This is a genomic window from Thauera sp. (genome assembly GCF_034003485.1).
Taxonomy (GTDB): domain Bacteria; phylum Pseudomonadota; class Gammaproteobacteria; order Burkholderiales; family Rhodocyclaceae; genus Thauera.
In genome coordinates, this window is sequence record NZ_JAVEYL010000014.1 from 1 (window position 1) to 19,732 (window position 19,732).

General features: G+C 68.2%; 27 protein-coding genes and 1 pseudogene. 2 read left to right on the forward strand and 26 right to left on the reverse strand.

The genetic code is table 11. From position 1 onward, the window contains the following. Positions 1–229: 229 nt before the first annotated feature. The 8 genes from RBT54_RS09545 to hypA form a co-directional block, all read right to left on the reverse strand. Positions 230–1,018 (reverse strand): amino acid ABC transporter substrate-binding protein, encoded by a 789-nt coding sequence (locus tag RBT54_RS09545; RefSeq protein ID WP_320366546.1) that lies wholly within the window; start codon positions 1,016–1,018, stop codon positions 230–232. 166 nt (positions 1,019–1,184) lie between these two features. Next, the gene (locus tag RBT54_RS09550; RefSeq protein ID WP_320366548.1) at positions 1,185–1,961 is read right to left on the reverse strand and encodes a hypothetical protein; all 777 of its coding nucleotides are present in this window, start codon (positions 1,959–1,961) and stop codon (positions 1,185–1,187) included. Between the two features lie 160 nt (positions 1,962–2,121). Beyond that, on the reverse strand, positions 2,122–3,183 hold the full coding sequence (hypE, locus tag RBT54_RS09555; RefSeq protein ID WP_320366550.1) for a hydrogenase expression/formation protein HypE: 1,062 nt from the start codon (positions 3,181–3,183) through the stop codon (positions 2,122–2,124). 58 nt (positions 3,184–3,241) lie between these two features. Further along, the gene (hypD, locus tag RBT54_RS09560) at positions 3,242–4,387 is read right to left on the reverse strand and encodes a hydrogenase formation protein HypD (protein ID WP_320366553.1); all 1,146 of its coding nucleotides are present in this window, start codon (positions 4,385–4,387) and stop codon (positions 3,242–3,244) included. Further along, positions 4,384–4,605: a HypC/HybG/HupF family hydrogenase formation chaperone gene (locus RBT54_RS09565; protein WP_320366555.1), complete on the reverse strand. Its 222-nt coding sequence runs from the start codon at positions 4,603–4,605 to the stop codon at positions 4,384–4,386. The genes hypD and RBT54_RS09565 overlap by 4 nt, the downstream gene beginning before the upstream one ends. Before the next feature lie 2 nt (positions 4,606–4,607). Next, a complete protein-coding gene (locus tag RBT54_RS09570; RefSeq protein WP_320366557.1) occupies positions 4,608–5,891 on the reverse strand; it encodes a carbamoyltransferase HypF in 1,284 nt (427 codons plus the stop codon). After that, positions 5,888–6,910 (reverse strand): hydrogenase nickel incorporation protein HypB, encoded by a 1,023-nt coding sequence (hypB, locus tag RBT54_RS09575; RefSeq protein WP_320366559.1) that lies wholly within the window; start codon positions 6,908–6,910, stop codon positions 5,888–5,890. Before hypB ends, RBT54_RS09570 begins: the two co-directional genes overlap by 4 nt. A 27-nt stretch (positions 6,911–6,937) precedes the next feature. Next, complete coding sequence (gene hypA, locus RBT54_RS09580) at positions 6,938–7,279, reverse strand: hydrogenase maturation nickel metallochaperone HypA (RefSeq protein ID WP_320366561.1); 342 nt, start codon at positions 7,277–7,279, stop codon at positions 6,938–6,940. A 139-nt stretch (positions 7,280–7,418) separates the two neighbouring features. Here hypA and RBT54_RS09585 point away from each other — a divergent pair, with 139 nt between their 5' ends. Next, positions 7,419–8,483, forward strand: coding sequence for an META domain-containing protein (locus tag RBT54_RS09585; protein ID WP_320366563.1), 1,065 nt, complete (start codon positions 7,419–7,421; stop codon positions 8,481–8,483). Positions 8,484–8,530: 47 nt separating this feature from the next. On the opposite strand, the gene nusB is transcribed toward RBT54_RS09585, so the two are convergent. The 10 genes from nusB to RBT54_RS09635 form a co-directional block, all read right to left on the reverse strand. Then, complete coding sequence (gene nusB / locus RBT54_RS09590) at positions 8,531–9,034, reverse strand: transcription antitermination factor NusB (RefSeq protein ID WP_320366565.1); 504 nt, start codon at positions 9,032–9,034, stop codon at positions 8,531–8,533. Further along, entirely contained in the window at positions 9,031–9,534 is a 504-nt protein-coding gene (gene ribH, locus RBT54_RS09595; protein ID WP_320366567.1) for a 6,7-dimethyl-8-ribityllumazine synthase, read from the reverse strand. The genes nusB and ribH overlap by 4 nt, the downstream gene beginning before the upstream one ends. A gap of 19 nt (positions 9,535–9,553) precedes the next feature. Further along, complete coding sequence (gene ribBA, locus RBT54_RS09600) at positions 9,554–10,642, reverse strand: bifunctional 3,4-dihydroxy-2-butanone-4-phosphate synthase/GTP cyclohydrolase II (protein ID WP_320366569.1); 1,089 nt, start codon at positions 10,640–10,642, stop codon at positions 9,554–9,556. Positions 10,643–10,746: 104 nt separating this feature from the next. Then, positions 10,747–11,358, reverse strand: a complete 612-nt coding sequence (locus tag RBT54_RS09605; protein ID WP_320366571.1) for a riboflavin synthase — start codon at positions 11,356–11,358, stop codon at positions 10,747–10,749. A gap of 58 nt (positions 11,359–11,416) precedes the next feature. Then, entirely contained in the window at positions 11,417–13,303 is a 1,887-nt protein-coding gene (gene dsbD, locus RBT54_RS09610) for a protein-disulfide reductase DsbD (RefSeq protein WP_320366573.1), read from the reverse strand. A gap of 110 nt (positions 13,304–13,413) precedes the next feature. Next, complete coding sequence (gene cutA, locus RBT54_RS09615; protein ID WP_320366575.1) at positions 13,414–13,764, reverse strand: divalent-cation tolerance protein CutA; 351 nt, start codon at positions 13,762–13,764, stop codon at positions 13,414–13,416. 100 nt (positions 13,765–13,864) lie between these two features. Next, the gene (locus RBT54_RS09620; protein ID WP_320366577.1) at positions 13,865–14,434 is read right to left on the reverse strand and encodes a histidine phosphatase family protein; all 570 of its coding nucleotides are present in this window, start codon (positions 14,432–14,434) and stop codon (positions 13,865–13,867) included. Positions 14,435–14,655: 221 nt separating this feature from the next. After that, positions 14,656–14,904: a CDGSH iron-sulfur domain-containing protein gene (locus RBT54_RS09625; protein WP_320366579.1), complete on the reverse strand. Its 249-nt coding sequence runs from the start codon at positions 14,902–14,904 to the stop codon at positions 14,656–14,658. 168 nt (positions 14,905–15,072) lie between these two features. Further along, positions 15,073–15,381, reverse strand: a complete 309-nt coding sequence (locus RBT54_RS09630; protein WP_320366581.1) for an addiction module antidote protein — start codon at positions 15,379–15,381, stop codon at positions 15,073–15,075. Positions 15,382–15,384: 3 nt separating this feature from the next. Continuing rightward, positions 15,385–15,681 carry a type II toxin-antitoxin system RelE/ParE family toxin gene (locus tag RBT54_RS09635; RefSeq protein WP_320366751.1) on the reverse strand — a complete coding sequence of 99 codons (297 nt, stop codon included), beginning with the start codon at positions 15,679–15,681 and terminating at the stop codon, positions 15,385–15,387. Positions 15,682–15,917: 236 nt separating this feature from the next. On the opposite strand from RBT54_RS09635, the gene RBT54_RS09640 reads away from it, so the two are divergent. Next, entirely contained in the window at positions 15,918–16,124 is a 207-nt protein-coding gene (locus RBT54_RS09640) for a DUF86 domain-containing protein (protein ID WP_413788438.1), read from the forward strand. A gap of 330 nt (positions 16,125–16,454) precedes the next feature. Here the strand turns inward: RBT54_RS09640 and RBT54_RS09645 are convergent, their stop codons facing one another. The 8 genes and pseudogenes from RBT54_RS09645 to RBT54_RS09680 form a co-directional block, all read right to left on the reverse strand. After that, positions 16,455–16,883 (reverse strand): pilin, encoded by a 429-nt coding sequence (locus tag RBT54_RS09645; RefSeq protein WP_320366585.1) that lies wholly within the window; start codon positions 16,881–16,883, stop codon positions 16,455–16,457. 364 nt (positions 16,884–17,247) lie between these two features. Further along, positions 17,248–17,421, reverse strand: coding sequence for a type II toxin-antitoxin system RelE family toxin (locus RBT54_RS09650; RefSeq protein ID WP_320366587.1), 174 nt, complete (start codon positions 17,419–17,421; stop codon positions 17,248–17,250). A gap of 30 nt (positions 17,422–17,451) precedes the next feature. Beyond that, positions 17,452–17,616, reverse strand: a pseudogene (locus tag RBT54_RS09655) (type II toxin-antitoxin system Phd/YefM family antitoxin); the annotation flags it as partial. Positions 17,617–17,646: 30 nt separating this feature from the next. Next, on the reverse strand, positions 17,647–17,889 hold the full coding sequence (locus tag RBT54_RS09660; RefSeq protein ID WP_320366589.1) for a hypothetical protein: 243 nt from the start codon (positions 17,887–17,889) through the stop codon (positions 17,647–17,649). Continuing rightward, on the reverse strand, positions 17,889–18,140 hold the full coding sequence (locus RBT54_RS09665) for a type II toxin-antitoxin system prevent-host-death family antitoxin (RefSeq protein ID WP_320366591.1): 252 nt from the start codon (positions 18,138–18,140) through the stop codon (positions 17,889–17,891). The genes RBT54_RS09660 and RBT54_RS09665 overlap by 1 nt, the downstream gene beginning before the upstream one ends. 117 nt (positions 18,141–18,257) lie before the next feature. Beyond that, on the reverse strand, positions 18,258–18,692 hold the full coding sequence (locus RBT54_RS09670) for a putative toxin-antitoxin system toxin component, PIN family (RefSeq protein ID WP_320366593.1): 435 nt from the start codon (positions 18,690–18,692) through the stop codon (positions 18,258–18,260). A gap of 2 nt (positions 18,693–18,694) precedes the next feature. Then, positions 18,695–18,985: a type II toxin-antitoxin system Phd/YefM family antitoxin gene (locus tag RBT54_RS09675; RefSeq protein ID WP_320366595.1), complete on the reverse strand. Its 291-nt coding sequence runs from the start codon at positions 18,983–18,985 to the stop codon at positions 18,695–18,697. A 63-nt stretch (positions 18,986–19,048) separates the two neighbouring features. After that, positions 19,049–19,660 (reverse strand): glutathione S-transferase, encoded by a 612-nt coding sequence (locus tag RBT54_RS09680; RefSeq protein ID WP_320366597.1) that lies wholly within the window; start codon positions 19,658–19,660, stop codon positions 19,049–19,051. Positions 19,661–19,732 lie beyond the last annotated feature (72 nt).

Consider the following 19,732-nt stretch of genomic DNA (forward strand, 5'->3'; position numbering starts at 1 on the left):
CGAGCGGGCCGAGGATGCTGTGGATGTAGACCATGTGGGGTGCTCGGACGCTGATGGTTTTGCGCCCTGGGTGGGCTGTAAGGGGATGCCTGTGGGCGGCCCTGGGGGGTGCGGGGCCGTGGGCGCGGGATTGCCCGCTAAAAATGCCTGCATCAGCGCGCATTCGCGGGCTAGCCCGCTCCCACGGCCCCTCTGCTCCCTGCCGGCGTCTGCGCGCTTTCCGAGCGATTTACTTGATGATGTCCTTGCCGAACCACTCGGTGGAGATGCGTGCCGCGCTGCCGTCGGCCTTCATGTCGTCCATGGCCTTTTGCAGCTTGCCCAGCAGCTCGGTGTCGTCCTTGCGGGTGCCGACGCCGTATTCCTCGGTGCCGAAGTGCTCATCGAGCACCACGTAGTCGCCCGGCTTCTTGGCGGTGTAGTAGCGGCCCACGACTTCGTCCAGCACCACCGCGTCCAGCCGCCCGGTGGTCAGGTCCATCAGCGCGGTGACGTTGTCGCCGAACTTCTTGAGTTCCTTGAACGAGGCGGCGATCGGGTCCTTCTGCACCGCGTCGATCGCGCTGCTGCCGTCCTGGATGCCGATGACCTTGTCGGCGAGGTCGGCCTTGGTCTTCACCGCGGAGTTCGCCGGGACCACGATGATCTGGTGGTTCTCCATGTAGGCGGTGGTGAAGCCGATGTTCTTCTTGCGCTCTTCGGTGATGGTGAGGCCGTTCCACAGCGCGTCGACGCGCTTGCCGTTGAGCTCGGCTTCCTTGGCGCTCCAGTCGATCGGCTTGAACTCGACCTCGATGCCGAGGCGCTTGGCGGCTTCCTTCGCGAGGTCGATGTCGAAGCCGACGAGCTCGTTCTTGTCGTTACGGAAGCCCATGGGCGGGAAGTTGTCGTCGAGGCCGATGACGATCTTCGCCGGGGCGGCCGATTGCGCCGCCGGTGCGCTGTCGTTGTTGCCGCAGCCGGTGAGCAGGGCGCCAGCGGTGAGGGAGAGCATCAGCAGCGAGGTGAGTTTTTTCATGGTCTTGCCCGAACGAGGGGTTTAAGGCGGGCCGGGTGGGCCCGCCCTGGGAGTGCGCGCCGGGGTGGCAGCGGCAAAACCATGATTTTCGCTGCGATGCAGAAACGGGGCAACCTCGGTGGACGACTTATCCGCAGGTTTCGGCGGGCGTGCGGGAGTGGTTCATTCAGTTGGCGCCGGCTTCGCGCATGCGCTCGCGCCAGTCCGGGCGTCCGCGCTCGTCGCTGCGGCGCTCGCCGGGCCCCGTGCGCTCGCCGGGCCCCGTGCGCTCGCCATCGTGGCGGTGGCGTTGGTCCCCGCTGCGGTCGGCGCTGCCTGCCTCGTCACGGCGGATCGTGCGGCGTTCCTCGCGAGCCTCCTTGCTGTCGAGCCGCCTGCGCTCGGACTCGGCCTGGATGCGCGCGCGCGGCGTGAACTGCGGGCGGGTGACGATGCCTGGCTGCACCTGATTCCGGTCGATCCGCTGTTCGCGCTCCCGCACAACCGCGCGTTCCCTATCGTCGCTACGCTCGCGCCTGGCGTCCCGATCGCGCACGCCGTCGCGGTCGCGGATTTCACGCCGACGCTCGCCATCGTGGTCGCGGCGCTCTTCACGGCCGTCGCGCCAACCGCGTGCCCGGCGATCGTCATCACGATCGCGTTCGAAGTGACGGTGTTGCACGATAGCCCGTGGACGCGTGCCCGGCGGTGCCCAGTAGCCCGACACCCAGTCGTGGCGATGGCCGACCCAGTTCCAGTAGCCGTCAATCCAGATGTAGCTGGAAACCGGCGGCCGGCCACGGTATTCGACGCGCGGAGGTGGGGTCACGATGACGGTGTCGCGCTCGTAGTAGCCGTAGTCGTCATTGCGGTAGCCGTACTCATCGACCGGCACCACGGCACAGCCACCGAGTCCGAGGCTGCCGGCGAACATGAGAAACCACAGTCGGGATGAGAAGTTCATGGCGGCGTCCTGCGCGTGATGCGCGTGCACGGGGCCAGGACATGTCGCCCCCGCAGCCCGTTCCGCGTTTCTGCTGTATCCACCCGAACCATAGGTGAATGGCTGCGCGGCAGGTGTATCGCGCGGTAATGAGTTGTAAAGCGGCGTTGCCGGCCGGTGATCAGCAGATGCGTGGCAGTTGTTCGGCCGACAGCCAGTCCACCATGCGGCGCCCGCCCAACTCGGTGCGCAACTGCACGAAGCAGCGTGGGTCATCGGTGATCCGACCGATGCGGGCCGCCGCGGCGCCGAGCGGGTGCGCGCGCAGGGCGACGAGGGCGGCGTCGGCGGCGTCGGCGGCGCACACCACCACCAGCTTGCCCTCGTTGGCGATGTTGAGCGGATCCAGCCCGAGCAGCTCGCAGGCTGCGCGCACCTGTGCGGCCACCGGAATCTGCACTTCGTCGAGTTCCACGCCCACGCGCGACTGGCTGGCGATCTCATTCACCGTGCTCGCCAGCCCGCCGCGGGTGGGGTCGCGCAACACATGGATGGCCTCGGCCGGCACCGCGGCGTAGAGCGCCTCGACCAGGCCGTTCATCGCGGCGCTGTCGGAGACGATCTGCGACTCGAAGGTGAGCGACTCGCGCTGCGCCAGGATGGCCATGCCGTGGTCGCCGAGCGTGCCCGACACCAGCACGGCATCGCCCGGCTGCGCGTGGGCGCCGCCCGGATTGCGCCCGGCGGGCAGGGCGCCGAGGCCGGTCGTGGTGATGAACACGCCGTCGCCCTTGCCCTTTTCGACGACCTTGGTGTCGCCGGTCACGATGTGCACGCCGGCCGCACGCGCCGCGGCGGCCATCGAATCGACGATGCGCGCCAGCTCCGCGAGCGGGAAGCCTTCCTCGAGGATGAAGCCGGCCGCGAGCCACAGCGGGCGGGCGCCCATCACCGCGAGATCGTTCACCGTGCCATGCACCGCCAGGCTGCCGATGTCACCACCGGGGAAGAACAGCGGGCTCACCACATGGCCGTCGGTGGCCATCACCAGGCGCTCGCCGATCGAGGGGGCAGGCAGCACGGCGCCATCGTCGCCGCGGGCGAGCGCCGGGTTGTCGAAGGCGCGCACGAACAGGTCGGCGATCAACTGGTTCATGCTGCGGCCACCGGCGCCGTGGCCGAGGTCGACATGGCCCTGGCGAAGGTCGAGCGGGCGGGTGTAGGCGGACTTGGTGGTGGGCATGGCGAGTTTTGCTTTCGGGGCTGAAGGGATGGGCGTCGGGGCGGGGACCACGGGTTCGTCAGGCGCTGCCGGCGACGGTCGGGTCGCGGAAGCGGCCGTAGTTGTAGTGCGCCGCGCAGGCGCCCTCCGAGGACACCATGCACGCGCCCATCGGGGTCTCGGGCGTGCATACGGTGCCGAACAGCTTGCAGTCGGTCGGCGCCTTGGCGCCGCACAGGATGGCGGCGCATTCACAGGACTTGTGGTCGGGCACCGGGTGGTCGTCGAGGCTGAACTTCAGCTCCGCGTCCCAGGCCGCGAAGGCCGGGCGGATGCGCAGCGCGGAGGCGGGGAGTTCGCCGAGGCCGCGCCAGGCGAAGGTCTCGCGTACCTCCAGCACGGCGTCCATCAGCGCCTGTGCCTTGCGGTTGCCATCGCGGGTGACGGCGCGGGTGTATTCGTTCTCGACCTCGGCACGGCCCTCATTGACCTGGTGCACCAGCATGCGCACCGCCTGCATCACGTCGAGCGGCTCGAAGCCGGTGATCACCACCGGCGTGCGATGGCGGGTGGCGGCGAAGACGTAGGGCGCGCTGCCGATGATGACCGACACGTGCGCCGGGCCGAGGATGCCGTCCAGCCGCGGGCGGGGCGTGTCGGGTGCAGGCGGGGCGGACAGCAGCGCGTCGATCGCGGGCGGGGTCAGCACGTGGTTGCAGATCACGCTGAAGGTGCGCAGGTTCTCGGCCGCGGCCTGGTGGATCACGAGCGCCGTGGGCGGCGTGGTGGTCTCGAAGCCGATGGCGAAGAACATGACCTCGCGCGCCGGCTCGCGCCGTGCCAGCGCCAGTGCGTCGGCCGCGGAATACACCATGCGCACGTCGGCGCCGCGCGCCTTCGCCTTCAGCAGCGACAGGCCGTCCGAAGCCGGCACGCGCAGGCAGTCGGCGTAGGTGCACAGGATCACCTCGGGGCGGGAGAGCGCGAGCCGGATCGCCATGTCGACGCGGCCCACCGGCAGCACGCACACCGGGCACCCGGGGCCGTGGATCAGGCGCACATTGGCCGGCAGCAGGTCGGCCACGCCGTAGCGCGAGATGGCGTGGGTGTGGCCGCCGCAGAACTCCATGAAGGCGTAGTCGCGGTTGGGCTCGACCTCGCGCGCGATGGCCCGGGCGAGGCCGGCGGCGAGGGCGCCGTCGCGAAACTCGGTGACGTATTTCATCCGGCGTTTCCAGTCTGCGCGAACAGCGCGAGCGTCTGCTCGGCTTCTTCCTGATCGAGCCGGCTGAGCGCGAAGCCCACATGCACGATCACGTAGTCGCCGACCTCGACGTCGTCTACGAGCGCGAGCGAGATGGTCTTGCGCACGCCGTCGAGCTCGACGACGGCGTCGTCGCCGGCGAGCCGTTCGACCACGCGGGCGGGGATGGCGAGGCACATGTTCAGGATTCCTTGTCGGTGAGGCGGTGCATGGCGACCCAGGCCTGCCCGAGCGCGAGGCCGGCGTCGCCGGGGGACAGGCGAAGAGCGCCCAGGGTTTCGAGGCCGCGCGCGGCCAGGCGGGTGTCGAGCGCGTGGGCGAGCAGGCGGTTGTGCAGGCAGCCGCCGCACAGCACCACGGTGTTGCAGCCAGTGTGCGCGGCGGCGCGGGTCACCCAGTCTTCGAGCGCGGCGGCGAGGGTGGCCTGGAAGCGCGCGGCGCCGCGTCCAGGGTCAGTCTCGTCGGCCAGGCGCAGCAGCAGCGGGTGGAGGTCGAGTTCGAGCGCGACGGATGTCGCTTCGGTCGCTGTTGCGGCGTCGATCCTGCCTGCCGACGTCTCCACTCCTGCGCCACCGGTCCAGCGTTGCGCATCGGGCCCGGCTTCGGCGAACCGCCAATCCGCTGGATCCGCCGTGGGAGGGGGTTGCCGCGCGGCCAGCTTTTCCAGCGCGATTGCCGCCTCGGCCTCGAACTGCATCACGTCGCAGATGCCGAGCAGACCGGCGGCGGCGTCGAAATGGCGGCCGAGGCTGGAGGTTTGCGGGCTGAGCGTCGGTCGTTCAAGCACCTGGCACAGCATCGCCGCCGCCGAATGGTGGCGGAAGCGAGTTGCGATCTCGCCGCCGCGCCCGCAGGCATGCAGCAGCGCCGCCGCCATGCGCCAGGGCTCGCGCGCGGCACGGTCGCCGCCGGGCAGGCGCAGCGGGCGCAGGCGGCCCAGACGCTGGAACTGCCCGCCCGTCACGATCAGCAGCTCGCCACCCCAGGCTTCGCCGTCAGTGCCGAGGCCGACGCCGTCGAGCGCCAGGCCGAGCACCGGGCGGGCATCGAAACGGCCGTGCTCGGCAAGGACCGCGCCGACGTGGGCGTGGTGATGCTGCACGCTGATCGCCGGTACGCCGAGTCGTGCTGCAGTGGCGAGCGCGACGCGGGTGGAGTGGAAGTCCGGATGCAGGTCGTGGGCGACGGCCCGCACTGGCCCGGGCGCCCGCGCGAGCAGGGCCTCCACCGCCGGCTCGACGCCGGCGCAGGCGTCCGCGTTGTCGAGGTCGCCGAGGTTGGGGCCGAAAGTCCAGCCATCTGCGTCCACCAGGCAGGCTGCGTGCTTGAACCAGGCGCCGAGGGCGAGGATGGGACGCCCGGCGTCGGCGGCGCCTCCAGTCCTGAGGCCGGCAGCGGCACTGGCGCTGGTACCGCTCCCACCGGGGGCGGTGGCCGCGGGCGCGGTTCCGGATGGGGGGCTCATGCCGGGGTGGCGGCCTGCTGCGCGGCAGCCCGACGGGCATCCGCGAGGCGGGCTTCGAGCCAGGCGAGCCACGCATCGAGACCTTCGCCGCTGGTGGCCGAGGTCTGGATCACCTGAAGGCTGGGGTTGACCCGCAAGGCGTATTCAAGCGCGCGCGGCACGTCGAAGTGCAAGTAGGGCAGCAGGTCTGTCTTGTTCAGCAGCATCAGGTCGGCGGCGGCGAACATGTCGGGGTACTTCAGCGGCTTGTCCTCGCCTTCGGTGACCGACAGGATCACCACCTTGTGCGCCTCGCCGAGGTCGAAGGCGGCCGGGCAGACGAGGTTGCCGACGTTCTCGATGAACAGCAGCCCGCCGTCGGCGAGCGCGAGCCGGGGCAGGGCGCGGCCGATCATGTCGGCGTCGAGGTGGCAGCCCTTGCCGGTGTTGATCTGCAGCGCGCTGACGCCGGTGGCGCGGATGCGCTCGGCGTCGAACTCGGTCTGCTGGTCGCCCTCGATCACCGCGGCCGGGATGCGACCGGCGAGCCTCTGCAGCGTGCTCACCAGCAGCGAGGTCTTTCCCGAGCCCGGGCTGGAGACGAGATTCAGCGCGAGGATGCCGTGCGCGGCGAGGGTGGCGCGGTTGGCGGCGGCGAGGCGGTCGTTCTTGCCGAGGATGTCGCGCTCGATGCGCAACATCTCGCCCTGGCTCATGCCGGGCACGTGGGCGCGCGCCGGCCCTTCGCCAAAGTGCAGGTGATGATGGTTGGCGTGGGTGTTTGTCGGCGCGGGGCTCGAGCCGGCAGTGCCCGCGCGCGCGGCGGCAAGCTCAGCGGCCGCCGAGTTGATTCGGTCGCCCTTCAACGCTGCCTGCGGCGCCTCGCCCGAGACCGTGACGGCCTCCCCGAGTGCGCGCCACTGGTGTGCCGCGTCGGGGGACTTCGGCGCGGCCGGCGCCCCGGCGGCGCGCTTCGCACGTACCCCACCATAGGCCAGCCCGACCCGTGCTTCACCCCCGCAACCGCATACCGTGCACATCGTTTCCGTTCCTCCGTTGTGGCGCCGTCAATCGACCTCTAGCGCGCTCACCCGCATCTGCGCCCCGGCGCGCACGTCCAGCCCGTAGGCGCCGCAGTGCGGGCAGGGGTCGTAGCGTTCGTGCAGCGCCACCGTCTGCGCGCAGCTCGCGCACCAGCCTGCGCCGGGCGTGGTGACGAATTCCAGCGCCGCGCCCTCGGCGACCGAGCCTTCGAGCACGACATCCAGGCAGAACTGCAGCGCCTCGGTCTCGACCGCCGCCAGTTCGCCGATCTCGAGCACGACCCGGCGCACATGGCGGAACCCCTGTGCGCCGGCCGCGTCTTGGATGATCTCGCGCACATTCTCGGCGAGCGACATTTCGTGCATTCGGGTCTGTCCGGGAGGGCGTGCTAGAGTCGCCGCCACTGTCGTCACGGCTGCCGGCGGCGGCTGGGTCACGGCCTGGGTCACGGCGTAGACGGGCCGGCTCGCCCGCCGTCATTCGATACAGAGGAGAGTTTACTCCATGGTGCTTCGTTCGCTTTTTGTTCTTCCGCTTGTCGTGGTGCTGGGCGGCTGCTCGCTGTTCGGCGACCTTTTCGGCGATCGCACGGGGTCGACGGTGACTTCGCCCGCCACGTCGTCGGCGCAGTCGCAGGCGGCCGCGTCTGCAACCCGGCCGGCCGAGGCCGACGAGGCAGGCCGCAGCGCGGCCGTGCTGGCGCTCGACCCCCAGCCGCCGGTGCAGTTCCGTTGCGGCGAGCAGACCGTCACCCTGCGCCATTTCGGCGAACTCTCGACCCTGCAGGTGTCGGGGCGCACCTACACCCTGCATCCGGTGCGCACTGCATCCGGCGCAAAGCTGGTGTCGGTCGATGACGAGCGCACATCGATCTGGGTCAAGGGCGACGCGGCGATGCTGGAGCTGGCCGGCGTGGCGCAGCCCGAATGCCGGCTGGTGGGCGAGCGGCCGCTGTTTCGCGCCGTGGGCAACGAGCCCGGCTGGCGGCTGGATGTGCACTCCGATGGGCTGTCGCTGCTGCTGGACAATGGTGACACGCGCGTGTTCGCGCCCAGTCCGCTCGTCGTCGATGGCGGCGGCATGCGCAGCTACGAGGCCGTCTCTGCCGGCGGGCCGCTGACGGCAGTGGTGTTCGAGCGCTACTGCGCCGACAGCATGAGCGCCATGCCGCATCCGAATACCGTGGAGGTGCGCTGGCAGGACCGGTTATTGAAGGGCTGCGGCGGCGATCCGGCCGAGCTGCTTCAGGGCGGCGCGTGGGAAGTGGTGGAGATCGAGGGCAAGGCGGTGACCGATCCGGCACGGACGACCATCGACTTCGCGCCCGAAGGCCGGCTCGCCGGCATCGCCGCGTGCAACCGCTATTTCGGCAGCTATGCGCTGTCGGGCGAAGGCCTGCGCCTGTCGCCGCTGGGGGCAACGAAGATGGCGTGCGAGCCGGGCGCGATGGACGAGGAGCGCCGCTTCATCGAAGCCGCGGGACGGATCGATGGTTTTGCGATCGCAGCCGACGCAGGCCTGCATCTCCTTGCCGGCGGGCAGGTGGTGATGCGTGGGCGGCGACCGTAGTGGCTGCCAATCCCACAGGCTGCGGTGCCCGCTTCAGCTTGCCGTGATCAGCGGCGGGCCTGGCGCCCGGCTTCCACCTCTTCTGGCCGGATGCGCGCGGCGAGCTTGTCGAGCACGCCATTGACGAACTTGTGGCCGTCGGTGCCGCCGTAACCCTTGGCGAGCTCGATCGCCTCGTTGATCACCACGCGGTAGGGCGTCTCGATGTTCTGGCGCAGCTCGTAGGCGCCGAGCAGCAGGATCGCGTGCTCGATCGGCGACAGCTCGGCCACCGGGCGCGACAGCAGCGGCTCGAAGTGGCCGCGCAGCTCGTCGGCGCCGCCGATCGCACCGCGCAGCAGGCTGACGAAGAGTTCGCGATCGATCTTGTCGAGGTTCTCGGTCTCGGATTCCAGGTGGCGCTGCACCGTGGTCATCGTATTGGCCGACAGCAGCCACTGATACACGCCCTGCAGGGCGAGCTCGCGCGCGCGGCGGCGGGCCATCTTGCTGGTCGGGTTGGGGGTGCCGGTGCCCTCGGGGGCCGGGCTGGTGTTGTCCATGTCGCTCATCGCACCGCCTTCAGCAGGTTGGCCATCTCGACCGCGGCGCGGGCACAGTCGGCGCCCTTCTCGCGCGTGCGTGCGATCGCCTGGTCATCGTTTTCGGTCGTCAGCACGCCGTTGGCGATCGGCAGGCCGGTGTCGAGGCCGACGCGGGTCACGCCGGCGCCCATCTCGTTCGACACCAGCTCGAAGTGGTAGGTCTCGCCGCGGATCACCGCGCCGAGCGCCACCAGTGCGTCGTAATTTGCGCTTCTGGCCATGGTCTGCAGCACCAGCGGGATCTCGAGCGCGCCGGGTACGGTGACGATGCGGATGTCGCTGCGTGCCACGCCCAGTTGCAGGAGTTCGTCGGTGCACGCCGACAGCAGGCCCTCGCAGATGTCGAGGTTGAAGCGCGCCATGACGATGCCCACGCGCACGCCGGCGCCATTGAAGTTGGGGTCGGTCTCTTCGATGCCGTCGTAGCGGGCGCCCTGGCGGGCGTTTTCGGGTTGATTGCGTTGCATGCGGTTCTCTTTGATGCGGTCAGTTCTTGTCGACGAAGCCGGTGATCTCGAGCCCGAAGCCGGTCATGCTCGGGATCTTGCGCGGGCTGGCGAGCAGGCGCATCTTGCCGACCTTGAGCGAGCGCAGGATCTGGGCGCCGACGCCGAACAGGCGCGCGTCCCACTTCACCGGGCGATCCTGTGTACCGTTGAGGCTGGCGAGCAGCTCGCGGCCCGACATCGGGCGGTAGAGCAGCACCATCACGCCGGCCTCGGCCGCAGCGAGGGTGGCGAGCGAATCGTTCACCGGGAAGCTGTGGCGGTTGCTCGTGGGGTCGAGGAAGTCGACCACCGAGATCGGCTCATGCACCCGCACCAGGGTCTCGCGCTCGGGTGTGATGTCGCCGCGCGACAGGGCGAAATGCACGTCGCCCGAGGTCTTGTCCTCGAAGGCCGACAGGGTGAAGCGGCCGTGGGCGGTGTCGACCGCTTTCTCGCTGACCTTCTCGATCAGGTGCTCGGTGGCGGCGCGGTATTCGATCAGGTCGCGGATGGCGCCGATCCTGAGGCCGTGTTCCTTGCCGAACTCGACGAGGTCGGGCAGGCGGGCCATGGTGCCGTCGTCCTTGAGGATCTCGCAGATCACCGCGGCCGGTTCCAGCCCGGCGAGCTGGGCGAGGTCGCAGCCGGCTTCGGTGTGGCCGGCGCGGATCAGCACGCCGCCCTTCTGCGCGGTGAGCGGGAAGATGTGGCCCGGGGTGACGATGTCGTCCGGCCTGGCGTGGCGGCCCACGGCCACCTGCACGGTGCGTGCGCGGTCATGCGCCGAGATGCCGGTGGTGACGCCGGTGGCGGCCTCGATCGACACGGTGAAGGCGGTGCCGTGCGGAGTGCGGTTGTCGCGCACCATCTGCTGCAGGCCGAGCTGGCGGCAGCGCTCGTCGGTGAGCGTCAGGCAGATCAGGCCGCGGCCGTGCTTGGCCATGAAGTTGATGGCGTCGGGGGTGACGAATTCGGCCGCCATCACGAGGTCGCCCTCGTTCTCGCGGTCTTCTTCGTCCACCAGGATGACCATCTTGCCGGCCTTGATGTCGGCGATGATCTCGGTAATCGGCGCGAGTGCGCTCATGCTGTGTCCTTTGTTTCGTGTGTTGCGGCGTGCGGAGCGTGTCCTGCGACGGAGCTCGATGTGCTCATCCGCGCCCCGGTTCGCGGCCCGATCCGCGCCGGCGTTCAGGCCTGTGCGGCCTCTTCCTTCTTCCATTCGAGCATGCGCTCGACGTAGCGCGCGATGAGGTCGATCTCCAGATTGACCTTGCTGCCGGCCTGCAGATGCTTGAGGTTGGTCATCGCCACCGTGTGCGGGATCAGGTTGATCCAGAAGTCGCGGCCCTCCACCCGGTTCACCGTCAGGCTCACGCCATTGACGGTGATCGAACCCTTCTTCGCGATGTAGCCGGCGATCGCCGCGGGGGCGCGGATCACCAGCTCGTGGCTCTCGCCGATGGGCGCGAACTTCACCACCTCGCCGACGCCGTCCACGTGCCCGGTGACCAGGTGGCCGCCGAGGCGGTCCGCCAGGCGCAGCGCCTTCTCCAGATTCACCTCGTTGCCCACCGCATCCAGGCCGATCGTGCAGTTCAGCGTCTCGCGCGAGACGTCGTACTTGAGCAGCGGGCCGTTCATCTCGACCACGGTCAGGCACACGCCGCTGTGCGCGATGCTGTCGCCGACGATGACGTCGGCCAGGTCCAGGCCGTTGGTATCGACGGTGAGGCGGATGCCGTCTACGAGCGGCTCGATATGTTCGATGCGGCCGACGGCCGCGACGATGCCGGAGAACATGAAGGGTTTGAACCGTAAGGGGAAAGGCGGGATTGTAGGGGAAAAACCCCGGACTCGCTTACAGCGCCCGATCCAGCACCGTGGCAAACGGTTCCGCCTTCATGAAGCCCACCACGCGCATGCCCTCGCGCTCCTTGCCCTCGCCGTCGAAGAAGATGATCCCCGGCGGCCCGAACAGGCCGAAGCGCTTGAGCAGCGCCTTGTGCTCGTCGTTGTTGGCGGTGACGTCGGCCTTGAGCAGCAGCATCTGCCCCATGCGCTCGGCCACGCGCGTGTCGCTGAAGGTGAAGCGCTCCATCTCCTTGCACGACACGCACCAGTCGGCATAGAAGTCGAGCATCACCGGGCGGTCGGTTTGTGCGAGGCGGGCGTCGAGTTCGGCGATGGAATTCACCTTCTCGAACTGCGGCACATTCACCGCCGCCCCGGCCTGGGCGCGCAGCACCGACAGCGGCTGCAGCGGGTCGCGCGAGCCGGCGAGCGCGCCGACCAGGATCGCCGCGCCGGCCAGCAGCAGCACCACGCCCACGCCTTTCCAGAAGCGCTGCCAGCCCTTGGCCTGCGGCGGCAGCGGGTCGATCGCGTGCAGGAAGATCGCCGAGAACAGCAGCAGCGCGGCCCAGCCCAGCATCACCGCCATGGGCGGGATCACCGGCGTGATCATCCACAGCGCGACCGCCAGCAGCATCACGCCGAAGGCCTTCTTCACCCCTTCCATCCACGGCCCGACCTTGGGCAGCAGGCTGCGCGAGGCCACGCCCACCGCCAGCAGCGGAGCGCCCATGCCCAACGCCATCACGAACAGCGCCCAGCCGCCGAGCACCGCGTCGCCGGTCTGGGCGATGTAGAGCAGGGCGCCGGCCAAGGGCGCCGCCACGCAGGGGCCGACGATCAGCGCCGAGAGCACGCCCATCACCGCCACCCCGCCCAGGCTGCCGCCCTTTTCGTGGCTGGCGGTGTTGGCCAGCTTGCTCTGCAGTGCGGTAGGCAGTTGCAGCTCGTAGAAGCCGAACATCGACAGCGACAGCAGCACGAAGACGAGCGCGAACACCGACAGGACCCACACGTTCTGCAGCGCGGCCGAGAGCATCGTGCCCGACACGCCGGCGGCGACGCCGGCGAGCGCATAAGTCACCGCCATGCCCAGAACGTAGGCCAGCGACAGCACGAAGGCGCGCATGTGCGACACCTTGTGGCCCTGGCCGACGATGATGCCCGACAGGATCGGGATCATCGGGAAGGTGCACGGCGTGAACGCGAGCAGCAGGCCGAAACCGAAGAAGCTGAGCAGGATCAGCGGCACGCTGGCGCCGGTCAGCAGGCGTGCGATGTCGCCGGTCTCGTCGCTGGAGACGGCGCTGGCCGCCTGTGATCCGACCGTGTCGGCGCCTTGGGCGGGGGCCGAAGCGGCGCCCGAAGCGGCACTGGATGCGCCCGATCCGCCGCCGAGCACGCTGTCGAGGAAGCTGCCGCCGGATTTCTTCGGCGGCGCAGTGAGGTCGATCGACGCCTGCTGCGTGGTCGGCGGATAGCAGATGCCGCCATCCCAGCAGCCCTGCACGGTGGCGAACAGCTCGAAGCGCGTGACGCCCTCGGGCGCCTGCACCGGCACCAGGATGCGCAGCTCGTTGCGGTGGGTTTCCACCTCGCCGAAAAAGGCGTCCTTGTGCTTCTTGCCAAGGGGCTTCTCGGGCGTGCCGAAGGTGACGCTCGCAGGTTCCGCCTCGAAGCGGAACTTGTCGCCGTAGAGGTAGTAGTCCTTGGCGACCTCGAACACCACCTCGACGGTCTGAGCATCGAGCGCCTGCGCGCGCATCGCGAAGGCTTTCTCGGGCGCGATCGGGTTGGCGTGGGCCGCGGGCGCCAGCGCAAGCAGGCTCGCCAGCAGGGCGAACAGCCACAGCAGGCGGTGCAGGGTGAAGGAGGGCAGCATCGGAAGGGGCATCGGTACTCGGCGCAGGGAAATGTAGGGGAGGGTGGGCGGGCCGGGCGGGCTGCGGAATCAATGGCGTGGAATCAATGCGGTCCGGCTCGATTGACCCGCGCGGAGCGGGTTCAGCCCCCTGTTTCGGCAGCAACCCAGTCTAGGTAGGCCGGCAAGCCGCGCTCAACAGGGACCGCCACGATTTCGGGAAGTTCGTACGGATGGCGCGCGCGGATCGCGGCTTCCAGCGCGGCGTAGCGCGCGAGCGTGGTCTTCATCAGCACCGGCACCTCGCTCGCGGTCTCGACCACGCCTTGCCAGCGGTACACCGAAGTGCAGGCCGCCAGCACATTCACGCACGCCACCAGCCGCGCCTCGACCAGCGCCGCGGCCAGCGCAGTGGCGCTGTCGTGATCCGGCATGTTGGTAAAGACCAGCAGCGCGCGCGAGTCGTCGGGGCGGGTGGGGGCGGTTGCAGACATGGGCAAATGGGCAGGCGGCGGTCGACGGCCGGTATTGTCCCAGAAAGCCCCCGTCGCCGATCTGTGCAGGATCAAGCGCGTGTGGCGAGTCACACGCGAATCAGGGCGCTGTCCCGATCCGTCCGGCCAGGCTCAGCGCGTCCCCGTCAACGCGCATCACGATGATCTCGCCCGCCGCCGGGAACACGCCCGACAGCGCGGTGATGTTCACCTGGTGCGTCACCAGCACCAGCGGCTGTTGGCCGCGCGCCTGTTCGGCGATCAGCGCGCGGGCGGCGCGGGTGTGCTGCGCCTCGTCGCCGCGTCCGGCAAAGAAGGAGTTGAGCCCGGCACTGGGCGTGACCTCGCCCAGCGCCAGCTCGCGCGCCGTGTCCAGGCAGCGACACCACTGGCTCGAGAACACCGTCGCCGTGTCGATGCCGTTGGCGCGAAAACGCTCACCGATCGCACGCGCCTGCGCCCGGCCGGCAGGCGACAGATTGCGCTGCGTGCGGCAGTCGTCGACGCGGAACCCGGGCGGGTCCCCGGTACCCGGCGCCAGCGCGTGGCGGATCAGCGCAACATGTCCGCCGTCGCGCAGCGCCGCCCACAGCGCGGCCTCATCGGCCTGGGCCTGGGCGGCGGCAGACAGGGGGAAGAGCAGGAACAGGCAAACGAGCAGGCGTCTCATGGGCAGGGCTCCGGCGTGGCTGACCCGTCATGGACCGCTGCTGCCGGGCAAAGGTGCCGGGCCGGGGCTGCGGCAGGGTTCGGCGCAGTTCGATCGCGTCTGACCACATGGATTCAATCCGACCATGGACGCCGACATGCTGGCAATAAATAGAAATGCCCGGTTTTGTAGCAAATGAAAATTGTCCGCTCGGTTATGCGACGTTCCCGCCTTGAACCGCGTCACAGCTTCGTGTGTGTCCCGTCGCAATAAGGCGCGTTGGCCGTGTGTTTGCAGCCGCACAGGAACACCGTGCCGGTCTTTTCGGCGGTGAAGGGGACCGGGTTGAAGCCGCTGCCCTTGTGCGAACCATCACAGAAGGGTTGGTTCTTGCTGTGGCCACAGGCACACCAGAAGTATTTCTTCCCCGCCTCGACTTCGACGGCGTAGGGCGATTTCTGCGCGATGTGGGGGCTGGGTTTGTCGGTCATGGTCTTGTCTCCTGTGGGTTTTGTTGTGCTGCTGGCCAGCGGTTTCGCGTGCGCTCCCGGTGGGCACGGAGACAGTGCGCGTGTTGGCAGCGGCAAGTCAATGCCGCGGGCGGGCTGTGGCTACAGCCGCGCGATTCGGTATGACGCCCACGGCTACCCCCTGGAGTGTCAGGTCGTATGCGCCACCTGCGCAACCAGCTTGACTCCCAGTGCGGCACACACCCGGCTGATCGTCTCGAAGCGCGGGTGTGCATCGGCGCGCAGGGCCTTGTACAACGCTTCGCGGGTCATGCCCGACGCCTTTGCGATCTCGGTCATGCCGCGGGCGCGGGCTACCGTCCCCAGCGCATCGGCGAGCGCGGCAGGGTCGTTCTCTTCCAGGACCACGGTCAGGTACTCGGCAATCGCCTGCTCGTCGGGCAGGTGCGCGGCCATGTCGAACTCGGGCAGCTCGGCAATCTTGATCTTGCGGGTCATCGATCAGTCCTCCAGTGTGCCGGCCAGCGCGATGGCCTTGGCAATATCGGCGGCCTGCGTCGACTTGTCGCCACCGCCCAGCATCACGATCAGCACCGCGCCGCGCTGCACGTAATACATTCGCCAGCCCGGCCCCAAAAAATTCGCGCATCTCCCACACGCCCTCGCCCACCGGCTTGACGTCGCCCAGGCTGCGCGCTGCGCCTTCTCCAGTCGGCGCCCCAAACGACGGCGTGTCATGCCGTCCTTGATGCCAGACAGCCAAGCGTCGAATTCGGGGAGTTGATAGATCGTGTACAGGCCTCAAGTGTAATCGTTCGATTACGTCGATTCAAGCTCGCATGCTGACGGATCGTGTGTTGGAGAGTGGCGTTCGATAGCATGCCGGGCGGGACCGCGGCGGGCTTGGGGGTAGAGCAGGGAGGGGTAAGTAGATCGAAGACCTGACCCCCGTCCCGCTAATCCGTCGGCGGTAACGAAGCCCGTTTTCGCGCTTCCGGCTGATTCAGGATGCGGTCGTTCGCAATCTGCAAACGCTGGCGGAGTCGAGTCAGCGTTTGACCGATGCGATCAAGGCAAGCGAACCAGACGTGCCTTGGCGTGCGATATCCGGCTTCAGGAACATCCTGGTGCATGACTACCTGGCGATCGACGTCGATGCGGTCGGGCTGGTGGTGGATCAGGAGTTGCCGCGGCTGTGTGTAGCGCTGGAAAGGATGGAGAAGCGCTCGCCGGTGGTATGAGGGACGAGATGGGCGGCGGTTGCGTCAAGAATGAGAAAGCCCGCCGGGCGGGAGCGCGGTGGGCTTTGGGGTGAGGCGAGGAGGGGTTAGGTGAGTAAATGAAAGACCTGACCCCTATCTTCCTGCTATCTTCCGGCGCGTCACGCTGGGCAGGGCGGGGCGCCCGCCGAAACCTCCGGAAGTGCCGGCGAGCAAGGACTTTTTCGAGCAGGCGTAGAGGACGTGGAGCAAGGAAAAGCCCGCCGGAGGTGACCGCGGCGGGCTTTGGGGTGAGGCTAGGTCAGGTGGGAAATTGGGGTGTGTCCCCTATTTCTCCTACTTCTGTCCGGCTTAACGGCATGCGGCAGGCGCAATCTCAGGATCGAGGGTGCTTTCGCAAGCCCAAGAACTATCGCTGCTATCATAAGTCATTTTGATCGTCTTCGAGACCACTTTGGGGTTTGCGCCTGTAGTAACAAACGTAGCCTCAATTTCGCAGGCGGGATCAGCCCATGTGAGAGTCACGCCACTAACGTACTTGCCTGTCGTAACCGCACTGGTAAACCATGCTTCGGTGTCGGCGCACCCATCCTCTCCCGCATCGGAGATGGCTTCAACGAGCGGAGTTTTCAGACCGCCCAAAAGGGTAAATCCCTCACTCGCCTGCGCCCGCGCTGTGTAATCCTGATACGCCGGCAGCGCCACGGCGGCCAAAATACCAATAATCGCCACAACGATCATCAGCTCGATCAGCGTGAAGCCTTGTTGGATCTTTTTCATTTCAGTTCTCCTTGATGGGAAACCACGGTAAAACCCGCTTGCCTACCCATCAGCAACCCCCGTGCCAGCCCCGTAACCCGAGTTTTCCGTGACGTAGTTCCGCCGACTTGACACGATTCCGGGGCGAAATGTGACAAGCCCTCCTGAACGAGTTGTCAACATGTGACAAAGCGGCCGTGGCGCGGTGGTCGGTCGCGTGCGCTCGGGGACGATGTGGGCGAGTGAGTAAATCCCAGGGCCAGGTCTTTCATTTGCTCACTGGCTTTTCAGCCGGCGGTCAGTCCCGAGGCGGGTCGCCCAGGCGGGCTTGCGCTCGGGCGTAGGCCTGGAGCCTTTCACGCAGGCCGATCGAGATGACCGTCACTCAGACCTCGCCGCCGTCGACCCGATACACTAGCCGGTAGCCTGCAGCGCGGAGTTGGATCTTGTAGCAATCCGGCATGCCCGACAGCGCAGCGGAGGGCACCCTGGGTGTGAGCAGGCGCTCCTCCAGCTTCTTCTTGAATTGCGCGCGCACGCTGCCTCGAGCTTCTGCCATTCGGCGAGGGCCAGGGTGTGAAAGCGCAGCTTATAGGTCGTCAAGACTCACCTCGACGAACGGGCCTTCGCTGCGTTCGCGCACGCGGGCGGCGTCTTCGAGGTCTTCGAGGTGGGTGAGCAGGCGTTCGTAGTGTGCGGCCGAGAGCAGATGGGCCTCGGGCCGGTTGTGGTTGAGCACGGCAACGGGCTGATCGTCGGCCTGGGCGTCTGGTCTTTTGCTTCCTCACGCCACCCGCTGCACGGTCAACCCGACATTGTCTGCCGCCCGCGCAAGCGTGCCGTCCGCCGTGCAGAGTGTTGCGCTCAAGCGGGTGCAAACGGCGAAATGCAGCGCATCGCCCGCACGTAGTTCGCGGTGCAGGATCGTTTTGCTGCCGTTGGCTTCGAGCCACGCGAGCGCCGCCTCGGTGCTGGCGTCGCGAAAGAACAGGGGCAGGAGGATGCAGGTGTCCGCATACAGCGCCATCAGTAGCGCGCTCCGTCCCGCGCTTCGCGTACGACTTCCGCTGCCGTGCGCAGCTGCGGCGCCTGGGCGAGCACGAAGTCGCGCACCTCTGTGGCGATGGACGCGGCGTCGGCCGCCGGCTGCGCGCGCTCGGCGATGATGCGGGCGACGGGCCGGCCGCGGCGGGTGATGACGATCTCCTCGCCGGCGATGACCTGATCGACAACGGCGGACAGGTGGGACTTGGCTTCGGCAAGGGTGAGCGTACGCATGGCGGCGCCTTTGTGACTATGTGACCAACTGGAGTGCAGTTGGGACGGGTGAGGGTGTCACGCCAGGGGTGCCGTTGGGAGCCAGGGGGCTCTCATCTGCTCGCGCCATCGCGGGCGCTAGATCCCCCCGTGACGTCTCCAGAACTCCGCCGGCGTGAGGATGGGGTAGGTGCCGGCCAGGGCGAGTAGATCCTTATCGCCGGTGATCAGGTAGTCGAGGTTTCCCGTGCGCATGCCCGCCAGCAGGGTGCCGAGTACGGGCAGGTCGTTATCGTCGCGCAAGGCTTCGTCCGTGATCGGCTCCGGTTCGACGAGCTCGGCCTGGATCGACAGGATGTCCACAAGATCGTCGATTTCGCGGCTCGACAAGCCGTGGCGGGCGGATAGCCGTGGCAGAACGCGGCACAGTTCTTCGAGGATGAAGGTCGATAAAACCACTTCGACCGAACCGTGCCGCCAGGCGGCGACGATCCGGCCGGGCAAGCTCCCGGGGTAGGCCAGGCCGGACAACAGGACGTTGGTGTCCAGGACGACACGCAGGGCGGACGGCACGCTCAGCCTGCAGTCCGCTGCTTGCGTTCGCGCCGCTCGGTGGCGATCGCGGCCTCGATCTCGGCGATGCCGGCTTCTTCAGGGACGCCGTCATATCCAGCCTCGATGCGCTGGCAAAGTGCGTCAAAGCGCCCCTGCATGCGGCGGATGCGCTCGAACAAGCGCGCATCGACAAGCGCGGCGACCGGCTTGCCGTCCTTGTTGATCACCACGCTGTCGTGGCGGTACTGCACCTGGTTGAGCATCTCGCCGAGGTTCTGGCGAAATGTCACTGCGCTGGTTTGCGTGATCATCGTGCGGTTCCTGCTGATTGATATGATCATTATGGTCGTGGGTGTGAGATTGGACAAGGCCCCTCACCCCGCCGGCGGCCGCGTGCCCACGAAGCTCTCGCGCGCGAACACCCGCTCCGCAAACGGCACCAGCCCCGGATGCCGCCCGCGCCAGTCCAGATCGGGGAAGCGCAAATCGAGGTAGCCGAGCGCCACGCCCACGGCGATGTCGCCGAGCATCATCGCGCCGCCGTTGAACCAGTGGCGGTCGTCGAGGCGGCGTTCGAGTTCGGCGAGGCCGCGGTCGATCTTGTCGCGCTGGCGGGCGATCTCGCGCGCGCTGCGTTCGCCGTCGGGGCGGCGGGATTCGAGCAAGGCGGTGACGGCGGCTTCGGTGACGCCGTCGGCGAGCGCCTCGGTCTGGCGCACGCGCACCGCATCGAGGGCATCGGCAGGCAGCAGCGCGGGCGCGGCGCCCAGGGTGTCGAGGTAGCCGGCGATGACCGGGGAGTCGAAGAAGGTCTCGCCGTTGTCGGCCACCAGCACCGGTACCTTGCCGAGCGGGTTTACCTCGGGGATGCGGGTGTTGGCCTCCCAGGGCGAGTCGACCACGAGCTCGAAAGGCAACGCCTTCTCGGCGAGGATGATGCGGATCTTGCGGGCGTAGGGGCTGGTGAGCGAGGCGAGCAGTTTCATGGCGGTCGTGTCTCCCGTTGGGTTTGAAGCACGATACGCCACGCGCCATGCCGGCGAAATTAGGGAAACCGG

Bases quoted from the DNA above. Each gene is read 5' to 3' on its own strand.
- RBT54_RS09545 (WP_320366546.1), bottom strand. From the start codon at position 1,018: ATGAAAAAACTCACCTCGCTGCTGATGCTCTCCCTCACCGCTGGCGCC.
- RBT54_RS09550 (WP_320366548.1), bottom strand. From the start codon at position 1,961: ATGAACTTCTCATCCCGACTGTGGTTTCTCATGTTCGCCGGCAGCCTC.
- hypE (WP_320366550.1), bottom strand. From the start codon at position 3,183: ATGCCCACCACCAAGTCCGCCTACACCCGCCCGCTCGACCTTCGCCAG.
- hypD (WP_320366553.1), bottom strand. From the start codon at position 4,387: ATGAAATACGTCACCGAGTTTCGCGACGGCGCCCTCGCCGCCGGCCTC.
- RBT54_RS09565 (WP_320366555.1), bottom strand. From the start codon at position 4,605: ATGTGCCTCGCCATCCCCGCCCGCGTGGTCGAACGGCTCGCCGGCGAC.
- RBT54_RS09570 (WP_320366557.1), bottom strand. From the start codon at position 5,891: ATGAGCCCCCCATCCGGAACCGCGCCCGCGGCCACCGCCCCCGGTGGG.
- hypB (WP_320366559.1), bottom strand. From the start codon at position 6,910: ATGTGCACGGTATGCGGTTGCGGGGGTGAAGCACGGGTCGGGCTGGCC.
- hypA (WP_320366561.1), bottom strand. From the start codon at position 7,279: ATGCACGAAATGTCGCTCGCCGAGAATGTGCGCGAGATCATCCAAGAC.
- RBT54_RS09585 (WP_320366563.1), top strand. From the start codon at position 7,419: ATGGTGCTTCGTTCGCTTTTTGTTCTTCCGCTTGTCGTGGTGCTGGGC.
- nusB (WP_320366565.1), bottom strand. From the start codon at position 9,034: ATGAGCGACATGGACAACACCAGCCCGGCCCCCGAGGGCACCGGCACC.
- ribH (WP_320366567.1), bottom strand. From the start codon at position 9,534: ATGCAACGCAATCAACCCGAAAACGCCCGCCAGGGCGCCCGCTACGAC.
- ribBA (WP_320366569.1), bottom strand. From the start codon at position 10,642: ATGAGCGCACTCGCGCCGATTACCGAGATCATCGCCGACATCAAGGCC.
- RBT54_RS09605 (WP_320366571.1), bottom strand. From the start codon at position 11,358: ATGTTCTCCGGCATCGTCGCGGCCGTCGGCCGCATCGAACATATCGAG.
- dsbD (WP_320366573.1), bottom strand. From the start codon at position 13,303: ATGCCCCTTCCGATGCTGCCCTCCTTCACCCTGCACCGCCTGCTGTGG.
- cutA (WP_320366575.1), bottom strand. From the start codon at position 13,764: ATGTCTGCAACCGCCCCCACCCGCCCCGACGACTCGCGCGCGCTGCTG.
- RBT54_RS09620 (WP_320366577.1), bottom strand. From the start codon at position 14,434: ATGAGACGCCTGCTCGTTTGCCTGTTCCTGCTCTTCCCCCTGTCTGCC.
- RBT54_RS09625 (WP_320366579.1), bottom strand. From the start codon at position 14,904: ATGACCGACAAACCCAGCCCCCACATCGCGCAGAAATCGCCCTACGCC.
- RBT54_RS09630 (WP_320366581.1), bottom strand. From the start codon at position 15,381: ATGACCCGCAAGATCAAGATTGCCGAGCTGCCCGAGTTCGACATGGCC.
- RBT54_RS09645 (WP_320366585.1), bottom strand. From the start codon at position 16,883: ATGAAAAAGATCCAACAAGGCTTCACGCTGATCGAGCTGATGATCGTT.
- RBT54_RS09650 (WP_320366587.1), bottom strand. From the start codon at position 17,421: ATGGCAGAAGCTCGAGGCAGCGTGCGCGCGCAATTCAAGAAGAAGCTG.
- RBT54_RS09660 (WP_320366589.1), bottom strand. From the start codon at position 17,889: ATGGCGCTGTATGCGGACACCTGCATCCTCCTGCCCCTGTTCTTTCGC.
- RBT54_RS09665 (WP_320366591.1), bottom strand. From the start codon at position 18,140: ATGCGTACGCTCACCCTTGCCGAAGCCAAGTCCCACCTGTCCGCCGTT.
- RBT54_RS09675 (WP_320366595.1), bottom strand. From the start codon at position 18,985: ATGATCACGCAAACCAGCGCAGTGACATTTCGCCAGAACCTCGGCGAG.
- RBT54_RS09680 (WP_320366597.1), bottom strand. From the start codon at position 19,660: ATGAAACTGCTCGCCTCGCTCACCAGCCCCTACGCCCGCAAGATCCGC.